Origin of the sequence: Mycoplasmopsis meleagridis, assembly GCF_900660695.1 — a bacterium.
In the GTDB taxonomy this organism is placed as follows: domain Bacteria; phylum Bacillota_I; class Bacilli_A; order Mycoplasmatales; family Metamycoplasmataceae; genus Mycoplasmopsis; species Mycoplasmopsis meleagridis.
The window spans coordinates 458,980-475,391 of record NZ_LR215042.1 but is presented as its reverse complement, the minus strand read 5'-3'; the positions used below and the strand labels follow the sequence as shown (position 1 = coordinate 475,391).

General features: G+C 25.2%; 7 protein-coding genes and 2 tRNA genes. 7 read left to right on the top strand and 2 right to left on the bottom strand.

What is annotated here, in order from left to right:
• Positions 1 to 183: 183 nt before the first annotated feature.
• From EXC33_RS01960 to fusA, 4 genes are all read left to right on the top strand, one after another.
• Complete coding sequence (locus EXC33_RS01960; RefSeq protein WP_046096832.1) at positions 184 to 9,468, top strand: SGNH/GDSL hydrolase family protein; 9,285 nt, start codon at positions 184 to 186, stop codon at positions 9,466 to 9,468.
• A gap of 115 nt (positions 9,469 to 9,583) precedes the next feature.
• Positions 9,584 to 10,000, top strand: coding sequence for a 30S ribosomal protein S12 (gene rpsL, locus EXC33_RS01955; protein WP_046096833.1), 417 nt, complete (start codon positions 9,584 to 9,586; stop codon positions 9,998 to 10,000).
• Positions 10,001 to 10,018: 18 nt separating this feature from the next.
• The gene (gene rpsG, locus EXC33_RS01950) at positions 10,019 to 10,489 is read left to right on the top strand and encodes a 30S ribosomal protein S7 (RefSeq protein ID WP_046096834.1); all 471 of its coding nucleotides are present in this window, start codon (positions 10,019 to 10,021) and stop codon (positions 10,487 to 10,489) included.
• Between the two features lie 13 nt (positions 10,490 to 10,502).
• Positions 10,503 to 12,593 carry an elongation factor G gene (gene fusA, locus EXC33_RS01945; RefSeq protein WP_046096835.1) on the top strand — a complete coding sequence of 697 codons (2,091 nt, stop codon included), beginning with the start codon at positions 10,503 to 10,505 and terminating at the stop codon, positions 12,591 to 12,593.
• A gap of 196 nt (positions 12,594 to 12,789) precedes the next feature.
• Here the strand turns inward: fusA and EXC33_RS01940 are convergent.
• Positions 12,790 to 12,865: transfer RNA gene (locus EXC33_RS01940), tRNA-Lys, on the bottom strand.
• Positions 12,866 to 12,892: 27 nt separating this feature from the next.
• Positions 12,893 to 12,979: transfer RNA gene (locus EXC33_RS01935), tRNA-Leu, on the bottom strand.
• A 134-nt stretch (positions 12,980 to 13,113) separates the two neighbouring features.
• Between EXC33_RS01935 and EXC33_RS01930 the strand changes: the two genes are divergently transcribed.
• Genes EXC33_RS01930 through EXC33_RS01920 form a run of 3 tightly spaced genes read left to right on the top strand, consistent with a single transcriptional unit; the run spans position 13,114 to position 16,405 of the window.
• Positions 13,114 to 13,944, top strand: coding sequence for a deoxyribonuclease IV (locus EXC33_RS01930; RefSeq protein WP_046096836.1), 831 nt, complete (start codon positions 13,114 to 13,116; stop codon positions 13,942 to 13,944).
• A gap of 6 nt (positions 13,945 to 13,950) precedes the next feature.
• A complete protein-coding gene (locus tag EXC33_RS01925; RefSeq protein WP_046096837.1) occupies positions 13,951 to 15,327 on the top strand; it encodes a M17 family metallopeptidase in 1,377 nt (458 codons plus the stop codon).
• Entirely contained in the window at positions 15,320 to 16,405 is a 1,086-nt protein-coding gene (locus tag EXC33_RS01920; protein WP_046096838.1) for a M42 family metallopeptidase, read from the top strand. The genes EXC33_RS01925 and EXC33_RS01920 overlap by 8 nt, the downstream gene beginning before the upstream one ends.
• Positions 16,406 to 16,412 lie beyond the last annotated feature (7 nt).

The following is a 16,412-nucleotide window of genomic DNA, read 5'->3' as shown; positions in this document are numbered from 1 at the left end:
TATTTTTTGTTTTTCTTTTTCATTCTTAAAACAAATTATTTGCTTAAAAATAATACAGAATTTAGCACTTTAAATTTATAGATTAAATATATTTTTGAAATCTTTTATTACCTAAAAACATATTTATTTTATAGTATAATTTTTCATTATCTTAGTGTTTTGATTAACATGGTAAGGAAAGTTATGAAATTTAAAATTGGTAAGAAAACAATTATTGCTATAGCAAGTGCTAGCGTTTCTACAATTGTTTTGGCAATTAGTTTAAGTTTTATTAGGACAAAAGAACAAACCATTGACAGAGGTGATAATTTAAACGATAACCCTCGAAAAGATGATAGTAAAATTCCTACTATTAATGATTTAAAAACAATTGATGATAAAACTAATAATTTTACTAATTCTACTAATAATATGGATTATTCGTCAAATAATAATTCTAATATTTTTCCAAATTTTTTATTTGATGATACCACTCCAACTAATTTATCAAAAACTTCAATAACGAAAAATGAACAAGTAAAATACCTCGCTATAGGAGATTCTGTAAGTGCTGATTGAGATGCTCGTTTACCGAAAAATTTTCCTGGTCAAATGAATGAAAAAGGAATTATTGAAGGAGTTTCATATCCTGTTTTTTTAGCTTCTTTTATTCAAAAAGCAGAAAAAAACAAACTTGCATCTTTTGTTAATTTATCCAAAACTTCAGCAACACTAGAAGATTTTTATATCTTATTAGGAAATAATTTTTCTGTTTTAACAGAATTACAAAGACAAAATTTAATTAATATTTTTGGTGAACAATATATTGATTATTCTAAAAAATTAGTTGACGAAATAAAGAAAGCAAATTTGATGACTATTTCATTAGGAGCTAATGATATTATCAATGCTTTTATTAATCAATTTTCTGAAATTTCATTTTTTGATATTTTTAACCAAATTATTTCTAATAAGCTTAATTATGGACAAATTGTTCAATTATTTAATACATCGTTCAAAAGCATTTTTGATCATTTAGAAAATAACCAAACGAAATTAATCAAAAAAATAAAAGAACTTAATCCAAAGTTAAATATAAATTTTATTGGTTATAGTGCACCAATGCCTTTTATTACTAAATTGCTTGATAATTATTTAAATTCCCTTTCTATACCTATTCAAGTTAGTCAAATTATTATTGATTTATTAAATAAAAAAATCGAACAAGTAGCAAATCAAAATAATACAAATTACATAAATATTTATAACAATTCCTATTGAGATAAAAATATTAAATTGCTTAGCCCTAATTTATTTGATATTCATCCTTCTCTTTATGCTTATAAAAGAATGGCAATGGATATTTTTGCTAAATTAACTTTAAATACTAGTGATTTAGAAAAAATTAAACATGATGGTTTTGATTGAGATGCTGCATATTATTTAAGTGATAGAAGATCTTACGTTAGACAAATTGAATTTAATACTGATAATACTTTAAAATTAAATTGAAATCTATTTACCTCTAATCAAGATGAATTTTTAAAAGGACCAGATAAATATATTGATAATGTTTCTTCTTTATTTAGTCAAGAAAATTACTATAAACGTGTTCTCAATGATAAAATTTTTACTAATTTAATTGTTAACAAACTTTTTTTTAGTGCTATAAAAAGCAGTTATTTTAAAGAACTAGATCCAGAATTAAAACTTAATACCTTTCTCACAAAAGACAATAATAGAAACCTAAATATATTAAGCAATTGATTCATAAATAATCATATTTTTAGCAGTATTTTTAAAAAAGTTAGTGAAAAATTTGTTAATACCGACTGAGATAATGATGGCGAAGCGGGAGCAAAAGAATATAAATTAGAATATTTAATTGAATCTTTTAAAGAAACAATTACTAATGAAGAATCAATAGTAAGTAATTTGAATTCATTTTTCAAATTAGATTTTTTAGTCAACGACATTCAAAGAACTGAATTAAAAGATATTGTTCTTAACATTTTTAATAACTTAATTAATAAGATGCTTAAAAATAATATTTTTACTAATGCAGTTAATATTTTTTACGATAAAACTATTGCACAATATATTGATAAAAATGATCTAAGTCAATTAATTACAATTCTCCTTTCTAATAAGAATTTAAAAGAGATTTTAAATAAATCATTAACTCCTATATTTAATGCATTTCCAGAATTTGCTACAGCCAAGAATTTTGATGATTTTATCAACATTTTTTTAGATAATCCTAATGTAAGAAATGGCCTCGAAGAAAGTGCAAAATTATTATTTAAAGACGCATTAAATAATGATGAATTTAAGCAGATTTTAACAAGATTGATAAATAATGTAATCAAAATTAACAGATTAAATAAAAATATTAATGAGTTGCAACTTAAAAACTTAATACATGAATTAATAAATGTTTTTGCAGATGTTAATAAAAATACAAATTTAGTTCCTACTTTGTTACATATTGTTTTAGACAATATAGATTCTGATACATTCAGAAACTTTAATTCTAGTTTATTTATCTCGCAAATAGTAACTTCTATTAGTGAATTTTTCTCTGAAGAGAACGGGAAAAATAATTTGTTAGCAATTGTTAAAACCTTATTTTCTCATAACATTGAGAAGTATAAAAATGAATTCAAAACACTTCTATTTAATGTTCTTAATAGTAATTCTTTTAATTTTAAACAATCAATAATTTCACTTCTTTCTTATGCTTTACCTACTAAAAATAGACAAGAATATAATGATTTAAATAATTCACTAAACGAAATATTTAATAGTCATTATTTTAATGATTTAATTTCTAATTTAATTGATTTTATATTCTCAGCTAACAAAGAAGAAATTAAAAATTCTCAATCACTATATCAAGTAATTGGTATTTTGAGTAAAAATGTTGCTAATTCTAAGTTATATTCCGCATTAGTAAAATTAATTGAAAATATTCTTAGTAATCCTAATGTTAAAAATAGTGTTGACACGACATTACTTAACGTTAACAAAATAGTTCATGATATATTAGAAAATGGGTTATTAAAAGATGCAATTTTATTTGTTTTTAATAATTATTCTTTCAAACAAATAATTAATAACTTTTTCAACAAAGCTTTAGCAAATTCTTCAGTTGAACAAAAAGATATTAAATTTTCGCAAATAATTAAAGATTGACTAAATGACAACGCGAATAATCAGGTATTAGAAAAATACATTAAATCCTTTGTTTTAGATATTGCTAATAATAAAAATTTAATTAATCTTCTTGGCGATAATTTATATAGATATTTGAAAAACAATTCTAATTTAGTTAATGATATTGAAAAAAATCAATTCATTTTATTATTAAATAACCTTATTTCAGCAGGGAAAGATTTTATAAACAATAGTGAAATAATTGATATTCTTTTCCATAGTTTAGTTAATACTATTAAAAACAATGGACTATCTTTTAATGGCGCTATTTTTTCTGAAGAATTTAACAAACTTTTAGATCCTAGTAAAATCGATTCTTTAGTTACTGAGCTTTATAAAGCAATTATTAAAAATAAAGTTTTTAATGGTAATAAAGAAATTTTTAAGATTTTATTAACAAATATATTTAACGAAAACAAATTATTCAATTTTAAAGACATTATCAAAGCTAATGTTTTGAAATTAATAGGAAATGACAATAGCAAAAAGGATATAAATAATTTAATTGACAATGTTGTAAATAGTAAAAAAGTAGAATCACTGATAATTAACTTTTTGGATAAAATATTTTCTAAAAATTATGCAGAGATAAAAAACGTTAAAAATATTTATGCTATTTTAAAAGTAGCATTTAAAAATATAGCTTCTTCATCTTTATATAATGATTTTATTAACATAATTGAAGTAGTATTAAAGGATGATTCAGTAGCTAATTTAATCAATAATTTACTTTTATCTAAATTACCTAGTTCTATATCGCTTAAAATTACAAAAAATCAATTGCATAATCTTGTTTTAATTATTTTAAAAGATCCAAATTTTGTTAATATAGCTAATGATTTTGTTAATTCTACTGTTTTAGAGACAAATTCATTTGAACAACTTAAAAATATTACTTCGTTAATTGAAGAATGATTAAAGAAAGAAAATACTAAAAATAATATTGGAAATAATTTTTCTACTTTAATTCTTAATGTTCTTCAAAATAATGATTTTAAATTAATTGTTCATGAGATTTTATATTCATTAATTAGTCAATATGATAATTTATTAAAAGGAATAGATAAAAATAAATTCAACTTATTAATTGACAATTTAATTAATATTGCCATTAATTATGAGAAACAATTTAAATTTATTTCTAAGGTTTCTAACATTGTTTTAACTGAATTATCTAAAGGTATTAACAAATTTAATTTTAATAACATTCTTAATGCACTAAAAAATGAATTTAACAAAACTGAAATAGAAAAAATGGTAGTTAATGCTTTCAAAATCAGCATTAGAAATAACTTATTCAAAAATAATAAAGACTTTTTAATTACTATTTTTTATAATGTTGTAAATTCAAAATATTTTGAACCAATAAATGAATTAATTTCAAATTTATTAGTCAAAATAGTTGGCGATGATAAAGAAAAAAATGCTATTTCATCATTAATAAAACAAACTTATAATTCAAATGAAGTTAATAAATTTATTCAATCTTTAGTTGAAAAAATTTCTCAAATAACCGATGAACAAGCGCAAAAAGTAAAATCATATAATGATATTTTTAAATTATTATTAGATAATTTTTCATCTTCTAATATTTATTCTTCGGCATTGAATTTAATAAATTACGTTTTAAATAATAAAGAAGTAGAAAGATTAACCAAAAAGGCTTTAGATAATAACTTAGGAAAATTATCGGCATATATTTCATATGATTTTTTCAAAAAATTAATTTCTTTTTCAGTAAATAACCAAAACATAAAATCGTTAGTTGACAATTTTATAAATAATAGTTTATTAAAAGAAAATGTAAATATAAATGCAATATTAACTAATATTAATATGCTATTTAAGGCCTGATTATCTAATGATAATAATATTAATTTCATTAGTGAAAAATTAGAAAGTTATATTCTTGAATTATTAAAACAAAAGGACCTTAAAGAAGAAGTTTCTAAAATAATTTATTTATTTTTAAAGGATAATAGCAATATTGTCAAAGATATTGATCAAAATTCTTTTATTTCTCTTATTAACAAATTGTTCGATGGAACATCGGATATTATTTCAAATACTCAATTTCTTAAAAATTTAGTTAAAACTCTTCTATTCAAAATAAAAAATGATGGATTGAGTAGTTTAACATCTCTAAAAGATACTTTTTCTCAAATATTTAAACTTGATAGCAATATGGAAAATTTTGCTTTAAACATTTATAAGGCAGTAATTAAAAATAATATTTACAAAGAACATTCTTCTGTTGTTAAAAAGTTAGTTATAAACATTATTAATGAAGATAAACTATTTAGTTTAAATGGATTATTATCTAAAGCATTTTCTTCTTTATTTAAAATTTCTGAAAATGATACAGATTTAAATGAAGCTGTTAATTCATTACTTAATGAAAGAGAATTAAATAATTTAATTGATGTATTTGTAAATAAACTATTCTATCTTGATTATAGTAAGATAAAAGAAGTAAGTAACTTTTTCGATTTACTTAAATTATCATTGACAGATATTATAAAAAGTGGTATTTATGATAAATTTGTCAGTTATCTAATTTCTGCTTTTGAAGACAATAAAATTAAAAAATTCGTTGAAAACAAATTATTTGTAAAAATACCAAAAAATAATAGAAATTTATTCAAATATAGCGATATCAAAGAAATTGTTGTCTTTATATTAAACAATCAACATTTCAAACAAGTTGTTAATGCTTTTTTTAACAATGTTTTATTAAGCATAAAATCTTTTAGTGATTTAACTAATATTGATAAATTATTTGTTAATTGGTTCAATAATAATTCAAATAATAATTACACTGTTAATGAATTAGTTTCTTTTGTCCAAGATATTCTTTCTAATAATAATTTTAAAGATCAAATAGCAAGAATGATTTATTCAATTCTTTCCAGCTATAATGGAATGACGAATGATTTATCATTCCAAGAATTTAGTCAATTATTTTCTAATTTGACAGGATTAATAAATCAATTTTCAATTAAATATGGAATTTTAAATAAAATATTAATCGCTTTTACAGAGCAATTCAAGGAAGGTATAACTAAATTTAGTGTGTTTAATTTAGTTACTTCATTAAGAAATCAATTTAATGATAAAACGCTTGAAGCAACAATGATAGAAATTTTTAAATCATTAGTTTCTGACAAGTATCTTGAAGAAAATAGAAAAACTATCAAAAAAATTGTTATTAATTTCTTAACATCTGATATTTCTAAAAATATTCGCCTTAATATAGGTGAAAAAATAAATAAATTAACTAAAAATTCTTTAACAAAAGAACAATTTAGTGACTATTTAGTAAATATTTTTAAATCAAATTCGTTTGCAGAATTAATTGATGCAATCTTTAGTACTTTTGTAGATTTAAAACCTAAATTAAATACTATTAATAACACTTTAGATTTGACTAAATTAGTATTAAGTGACTTTACGAATTCTAAAATTTATAATGCTTTTATAAAATTTGTATCTACAGCATTTAATAAAAATCAGATAATTTCTCTTCTACCTATAAATGTCAAAAATATTATCGAGCCTCTATTATCAAAAGTTACAAATGACAAAATTTCAGCTTTAGTAAATGAAATTTTTAAAGATAAAAATATTAAAGAAATAATTAATCATTTTATTCAAAATTTCTTGTTGAAAAAAATAAATGTCTTTGAAGATTTAGGCAGATTAAAAGAATTATTTAAAGAATATATTTCAAACCAAAAAAATAATAGTTTTATTTCGACTAAAATAATTTCTTGAATAAAATCAGTGTTCGTGAATCCAAATTTAAAACCTCTTGTTTCGCAGTTGTTGTTAGGAATATTTGATCAGTATACTGAAATTAAAGGAAATTTAAAGGATTCAGAAATTGCGAAACTTCTAGATAACATATTTATTTCAATTAATCAAATTGATGATTCTACTAATATGTTGAATGATTTTATTGTTGAAATAATGAATGAAATTAAAAATAATTTCGATAATTTCAGCATTAAAAAGGTTATATCTAAATTCAAAGAAAAACATTTTAGTAACGCAAAAATTGAAAATACGATTGTTAAAATTTTTAAAGCATTGATTAACAATAATAAAATTAAAGAGAATAAAAATACAATCATTTCTTTATTACAAAATTTTGCTAAATTTACTTTAAACAGCGGAGATTCGGCAATTATTAACACCATTTGAAAATCAATAAATGGAGAGTGAAAAGAAACTTTTAATCAAATTACTAGTTTAGAAGAATTAAAAGTATTAACAAAAAACGTTATTGATTCAAATGCTTTCTATAAACTATTTAATGACGTTATAACTAACTTATTTGATAATCCTTCTCTTTATAGTAAAGTAAATACAATTGCAGATATTCTTAAAATTTATTCTTCAGATAAAAGTAGAAATAATCAACTATCAAAAGATATTGAAGATTTAATAACAACTATTATAAAAGTACCAGAATTTAAAAATATTTTTGTTGGTGTAGTTAATTATGTAATGAAAAAATATCAAATAGATATTAACTTCAGCAACAATGAAAAATTAGTTAATGATTTATATAATGAATTACCGCAAATATTATCTAAGTTAAATTTCATTAATCCTGTTATGAATGGAATTATTAATAATGCCGATAAATTATTAAAGAGTTCAAATATTATTTTTGATTTAGTAAATACAGCTATTAAATCGTTTGATATAACGCAATATAGATTGGTTAAAATACTTTTATCAACCAATACATTAAGAAAAAATAAAGCAATTGTAAAAGATAGTTTATTAAAATTATCAAGAGGAATAACTTCTAAACCTGAATTAATAAAATTACTGATAAATGATTTTAATTTAAAGGGTATTTTAACTACTTTAAATATTGGTGATCAAGAAACTAATGATTTTATAATCGCCTTATTACAAAGTAATTATTTACAGGAAATATTAGATATTTTTATTAGAGAAATAATCGATAATAACGAAGTTTATGCTAAATTCAATACATGAACCGAAGCTATTAAAAATTTCTTCAATTCATCATCAACTAATAAACTTAAAGATTTACTCAAAAGATGATTAAGAGAAATATTTATTAATAAATCAAAGCCTTCTGAAGTAATAGGTGAATTAATTGCTCAACTTCTGAAACAAAAGAATTTTGATATTACTGGTAGAGATATAAATGTTTTTAAAGCTTTTTCTATAGATTTAATTAGAGCAATAGCAAATTCTAAAATCTTAGATAATGTTGTTGATGCTGTGTTTAATTCTTTAAAAAATATTGGAAGTTACAAAGGTAAAGATTATATTACCCACCTTCAATATGAAGCTATTAGAGGAGCTTTAAAATTTATTAAGCAAGGAAATAAAATATCTTTACAAAAAATATTTGATAATTTATCTGTAATAAAAGGAATAGTAGATCAAATTTCTCCAAGAAATTTTACTGATTTTATTAATGTTATTTTTTCAAAATCGCCAGCTAATTTTAAAGAAGGAGTATACGGATTTTTATTTAATCCATATGGAAATTCTTCTAACAGTAGTAGTCAAAATGTAAATGGAGAAGCAAATCCATTTGGTGAAGGTGTAGATATTTCTATTGGTGCTGCTTTACATCTTGTCGGAAATGGTTTAACTAATATTCTTAAATCTGTTATTAGTCCTGTAATTAAACAATATTTTGAAGATTTAGTAAGACTACCTAGAATAAATTCTTATGCTGAACTTAAACAAAAATCAGAGGGATATCAAGCCTTATGGAGAATTTTTTCTTCACTTTTACTTTTGGCAAGACAAAGTAATATTCCCATTTTAGTTTATTGAACTTTCCATAAAACTACAGTTGAGGGAATAATTCATGATAAATGAATGCAAGCTATAAGCAGCTTTAAACAACCTTACAGAAGTCAATTGCTTAAAAAATATGGTAATACAAAGACAGGAAGATTTAATTATGGTTGACCTGTAGGGTTGAACTATGATTACAGTATAAACAGCAAATTCTGAGAAGGAACACAAACTATTGATGGTAATCCTGGTGACTCAAATAATTTTAGTCAATGATATTACACTAGAGATTCTGTTTTAACTTATATTTATTATGGAACAATTAGATGACATGGTCAACCTCTTTACGATAAAAGATTTAATAAAAATAAAACTTTCTCTCAAGTATTGATGGAAGATTTAAAAAGAGGTTATATGCCTAATGAGTATAGCAATAAATATGATCGTTCAAAATATGGCGATTACAGAGGAACGTAACAACGTTCCTTTTTTGTTAAAAGTAAAAAAATAAAATAAAAATAAATTATGATATGCACGGAAAAGTTGTTATATAATAATAACATTATTTTTTAGATATTAACGAAAGGAAAATATGCCAACAACAAATCAATTAGTTACTAATGGTAGAATTGATAAAGTCAGAAAATCAAAAGCTCCTGTTTTGAATCTATCATATAACTCATTGCTTAAAAAACAATATAAAACTGCTGCACCTTTTAAAAGAGGTGTATGTACAAGAGTTGCTACAATGACTCCTAAAAAACCAAATTCAGCAATGCGTAAATACGCTAGAGTTAAATTATCAAATGGAATGGAAGTTACCGCTTATATCGGTGGAGAAGGACACAACTTACAAGAACACTCAGTTGTTTTAATCAGAGGTGGTAGAGTAAAAGATCTTCCTGGTGTTAGATATCATATTGTGCGTGGAACGCAAGATTTAGCAGGTGTTAATAATCGTAAACAAGGTCGCTCATTATACGGAACTAAGAAAGAAAAGAAAAACTAATTTTAAAGGAGATATTACATGTCAAGAAAAAATAGTGCACCCGTTAGAGAAGTTTTAGCTGATCCAATTTTTAATTCAGTATTAGTGACTAAGTTGATTAACACAATTATGCTAGATGGCAAAAAATCAATCGCACAGGAAATTCTTTATAAAGCATTTGATATCGTTAAAGAAAAAACTCAAAAAGATCCAATGGAAGTATTTTTATTAGCTGTTGAAAATATTACTCCTCAATTAGAAGTTAGAACAAGAAGAATTGGTGGTACTAATTATCAAGTTCCTACAGAAGTTTCAGCTCGTCGTAAACAAACTTTAAGTTTAAGATGATTAGTTCAATATGCTCGTTTAAGAAATGAAAAAACAATGGATGTTCGTTTAGCAAATGAAATTATTGATGCGTCAAATAAAACCGGTGGTGCTATTAAAAAACGTGAAGACACACATAAAATGGTTGAAGCAAACCGTGCTTTTGCTCACTTTAGATGATAATAGGTAGAGAATTATGGCTAGAGAATATGAATTAAAAGATTATCGTAATATCGGTATTATGGCTCACATTGATGCAGGTAAAACTACTACTACTGAGAGAATTTTGTTTCACACTGGGAAAATTCATAAAATTGGAGAAACTCATGATGGTGCTTCTCAAATGGACTGAATGGAACAAGAACAAGAAAGAGGTATTACTATTACCTCTGCAGCAACAACAGCTTATTGAAACGGTAAAAGAATAAATATTATCGATACCCCTGGACATGTTGATTTCACTGTAGAAGTGGAACGTTCATTGCGTGTTTTAGATGGAGCTGTTGCTGTTCTTGATGCACAAAGTGGTGTTGAACCACAAACTGAAACTGTTTGAAGACAAGCAACTAACTATAGAGTTCCTAGAATCGTTTATGTAAATAAGATGGATAAAGCAGGCGCTGATTTCTTTATGTCTGTTAGATCTGTTAGAGAAAGATTGAATGCAAATGCAGTTGCAATTCAAATCCCAATTGGTTCTGAAAGCAATTTTCAAGGAATTGTTGATTTAGTTACACTTAAAGCTTATTCATATGATGGAAAACCAGAAGAAATTGCTAAAGAGATAGAAATTCCAGAGGATTTAGTTGATTTGGCACATGCAAAGCGCCAAGAATTAGTTGAAGCAGTTGCAAGTTTTGACGATGAGTTTATGATGAAAGTTTTAGATGGCTATGATCCTACTCCTGAAGAATTAAGAGAAGTAATTAGAAAAGCCACAATAACTGCAGAATTTTTCCCAGCAATATGTGGAACAAGTTTTAAAAATAAAGCTGTTAAAAAAATGTTAGATGCTGTTGTTGACTATCTTCCTTCTCCATTAGATGTTCCCCCTATTAAAGCTGAGTTAAACGATCAAGAATTTGACGTTCCTGCTAGTGATGAACATGATTTTGCTGCTCTTGCTTTTAAGATTATGACTGATCCATATGTAGGTTCATTGACATTTTTCCGTGTTTATGCGGGAGTTCTTAAAAAAGGAAGTTATGTTTATAACTCTACAAAAGATGTTAAAGAAAGAGTAGGACGTATAATTCAAATGCACGCTAATAGTCGCCAAGAAATTGATGAATGTTATGCAGGTGACATCAACGCTGCTGTAGGATTAAAATCTACTACAACAGGAGATACATTAGTAGGCGAAAAATCTCCTCACTTTGTTCTTGAAAAAATGGTTTTTCCAGAACCAGTTATTTCGCAAGCCTTAGAACCAGAATCTAAAGATGCTATGGAGAAATTAGCATTAGGATTACAAAAATTGGCAGCTGAAGATCCTACTTTTAGAACTTACACTGATGATGAAACAGGACAAACTATTATTGCTGGTATGGGTGAATTGCATCTCGATATTATTGTTGATCGTTTAAGAAGAGAACACAATGTTAAAGCTAAAGTTGGTGCTCCCCAAGTTTCATATCGTGAAACCATTACAAAAAGCGCAGAAGTTGAAGGCAAGCATGTTAAACAATCTGGTGGTAAGGGACAATATGGTCACGTATGAATCAAATTTGAGCCTAATCACGATAAAGGATTTGAATTTGTAGATAAAATTGTTGGTGGTAAAATCCCCAAAGAATACATTAAACCAATTCAAAAAGGTCTTGAAGAAAAAATGGCTGCTGGAATTTTAGCTGGATATCCTATGATTGATGTTAAAGCCACTTTATTCGATGGTTCATACCATGATGTCGATTCTTCTGAATTGGCTTATAAAATAGCTGCTTCAAAAGCATTGACAAAAGCAAAAGATCTTCTTGGAACAGTATTATTAGAACCTATTATGGACGTTGCAGTTGTTATACCAGAGGATTATTTTGGTGATGTTATGGGAGATTTAACTCGCCGTAGAGGACAATTGCAAGAAAATGAAACAAGATCTGATGGGGCAAGCATTATTCGTGCTCTTGTTCCTCTTAGCGAAATGTTTGGGTATTCAACAGACTTACGTAGTATGACTTCTGGTAGAGGAACATATCAAATGCAATTCGATCATTATGAAAAATGCCCTAAAAATATTTCTGACGCAATTATTAAACGTCGTAATATTCGTCTTAAAGACGAAGAATAATTTTAAAATAAACACATAAGGGTGTTTATTTTTATATTTTGATAGTGCAATTTCCATTAAATTGCTGAATCCATTATTCCTATCATTTCTTAATTTCATATTTATTAACTTGAGATTAAAAATAAACTTTTTGTAGACAAATAAAGAAAAAGTAGCAATGTAATGCTACTTTTTTGGTGAAACATTTAGATTCAAATGGTACGTCCAAGGGGATTCGAACCTCTGACCCAATGGTTAAAAGCCATTTGCTCTACCTACTGAGCTATGGACGCATAATTGGCCTTTTTCAAGTGGCCAAATGGTACCCAGAACTGGACTTGAACCAGCACGAACTAACGTTCGAGGGATTTTAAGTCCCTTGCGTCTACCTATTCCGCCACCTGGGCATTTACAAAATGCACTATTATTATAATAGAAAAATGTTATTTAAAAAATAAATTTAAATATATTTATCGATTATTTAACGAGTTAAATAATTATAATTATAGTTATTATTTAACCAAGTAATTTAGGGGCTAAAATGATTAAATTAGGATCACATATTTCTTTTACTAAACCTAACTATTTAGTCGGTGCAATTGAAGAAAGTTTAAGTAATAAAGCAAATTGTTTAATGATTTATTTAGGTGCACCACAAAATACTAAAAGAGTCGATATAAGCCTTTATAAAAAAGAATTATATGAAGAAAAATACAAGGAAATTATTAAGTCAGAAGATATAGTAATCCATGCACCTTATATTATTAATCCTGCCAATCCTACAAAAAAAGATTTTGCAATTAGTTTTTTAATCGGAGAAATAGAGAGAATGAATTATTTAGGTGCCAAATATTTAGTTCTTCATCCTGGTTCTTTTACTACATATACTCCACAAATAGGCCTTGATACTTTAATTGAGGTTTTAAGAGAAGTAATTGACAAAACTAACAAAGTAGTCATATGTATAGAAACAATGGCAGGTAAAGGAAATGAAATAGGCAAAAATCTTGAAGAAATGCAATATTTAATCAAATCTTTAAATAATGAAAGAATAAAAATGTGTCTTGATACTTGTCATATTTGAGATGCAGGTTACAATTTACAAGAATATGATAATTTCAAAAAAGAATTAATCAAATATGACTTATTAAAAGAAATTAAAGTTATTCATTTAAATGATTCAAAAAACACTTTAAATTCTCATAAAGATAGACATGAAAATATTGATAAAGGTTTTATCAAATTAGAAACTTTAGCTAAATTTGTACATGATAAAGATTTTGACAATATCCCTATTATTTTAGAAACTCCTATTCCTGAAAGTGGATCAATTTATAAAGAAGAAATAGCTATGTTATTAGCTAAGAAATAGGTCAATATGCAATTTAATTCTAAGAGAAGTGAACAAATTCTTTTAAAAGCTTCATATGAAAAAACTTCTTTTTTAACTAATTTTAAAAATGGTCAAATTTGCGAATTTTTAGATAAAAAAGAAGCTTATATTTATATTGACAAAAAGTTGGATAAATTTGAATTAAAAGATTTTGTTGATGAATATATTTTGAAATTAAAAAGAGAATATCAAATTGATTTAAAAAGTTTTGTTAATGATAATTTAAAATACAACGATTTATTAAATGTTTTTGTTTCACAATTATTTTTTTATAAAGCAAAATTATTCAACAAGAAAAAAGAAGAAGAAAAAATTATTGATTTTAGTTTACTTTTTGACGAAAAAGACGAAGAAGAATTCAATAAATTAAAAATTATTTATCAAGCTAGAAATAGCGCTAGAAATTTACAAATAATGCCAGAAAATTATTGTAATTCGGAACAATTAGCAAACTATATAATTAATGATTTTAGTGGTATTGAAAATTTAAAAGTTAAAGTTCTTGATAAAAAAGAAATTGAAGAACTAAAAATGGGATTAATTTTATCAGTAAATAAAGGTTCTACCCACGAAGCTAGAGTTGTAATTATTGAATATAACGGTAATAAGAACAATGAAAATGAAAAGATAGTTTTTGTAGGAAAAGGAATCACTTTTGACACTGGCGGCGTGAATACAAAAGGTTATCATATGAAGGGTATGAAATATGATATGTCTGGTTCAGTTATTGTCGCTTATGCTCTTAAAGCTATTGCTGAATTAAAAGTTAGAAAAAACGTAGCTGCTATTATGATGATTACTGATAATAGATTAGCTCAAGATGCTTCCTTACCAGAAAATATTTATTTATCAATGGCGGGAAAAAGCGTGGAAGTTACCGATACAGATGCTGAAGGAAGATTAGTCTTAGCTGATGGTCTTTTTTATGGTGCGGAAAAACTAAAAGCCTCTTTATTAGTTAATGTAGCTACTTTAACTGGAACTATTCTTACAGTTTTAGGTAATTCACATAGTGGAATTTATGCAGATAAAGACTATTACTTTAATCAATTTAATCTCTCAGCTAATAAAATGGTAGAAAAAATTTGGAGAATGCCCTTACATGATGATTTTAATGAAACTAATAAATCTTCATTAGTTGCAGATTTAATGAATTATTCAGAAGATGAACTTTCAGATTGCAACACAGCCGCGATGTTTTTAAAAGAATTTACTAATAATGTGCCTTTTATTCACTGTGATGTTGCAGGAACAGCTGATAAAGACAACAAACCACAAGGAACATTAATTCCTACACTAGTAGATTTTGTTTTAAATTTTACTAGTGAACCTATAAAAAAGGATGAAAAGTCAAATGGATAAAGAAATTTTTAAAAATAAATTAATCGAATATATGAATCTTGAAGCACCAAGCAGATTTGAAAATATAGTTGCTAAAAAAATTATTGATGCAGTAAAGAAAGAAAATTTTGAAATTTCTTTTGATAATTTAGGCTCAGTTATTTTGCATAAAAAAGGTAAAAATATTAATAGTCCTAGAGTGATGATTGCTGCGCATATGGATGAAGTAGGTTATTTAGTAAAAAATATTTCTAAGGAAGGGTTTATTTACTTAAATCCTCTTGGAGGTATTTGAACTAATGTAGTAGTTGGTACTAAAGCAGTTTTAGTTAATAAAAAAGGGAAAAGATTCAACGGAATTTTCGGTCATACTTCTATTCATATAATGGAAAATGAAAAAAGAAATAAAGCTCTAACTAATAGTGATCTTTATGCTGATTTTGGTTTTAAAAATGATTTAGAAGCTAAAGAATTAGGTATAGAAATAGGTGATGTAGTTTATATGAGCGGGGAGGTTGTTAATTTTCATGATAAAAATTTAATAGCGGGTAAGTCTATGGATAATAGAGCAGGTGTTTGCGTTTTAGAATTTATTGCTAAAAGTATTGAAAATTTAGATTTAGACATAGATTTATACTTAGTAGGAACTGTACAAGAAGAAGTAGGTACAAGAGGAGCTAAATCAGCTGTTTCTTTAATAAATCCACAAATCGCTATTGCTTTAGATACTACTTCGACTCATGATACTCCTTTAACAATAACAGGAACTACTAAATTAGGAAAAGGAGCGGCTTTAAGAATTATGGATGGAGCAATGATGGCCGATCCTAAATTGACTAAATTTTTATGTGAAATAGCCTTAAAAAATAATATTAAACACTATAAATTCATTTCTATGGGTGGAGGAACAGATGCTTCACAATTACAATATAGTAAAGGTGGAGCAGCCACAATTACTATTTCTCTTGCACAAAGATATTTGCACTCACCAATAGGCATGTGTGATATAAATGATTTATTAGCTGCTCATGATTTATTAGTAGAGTTTCTTAAAGAATTAAATAGTGATCTTTATGCTAAAATAATTAAATATAACTAGCAAAAGG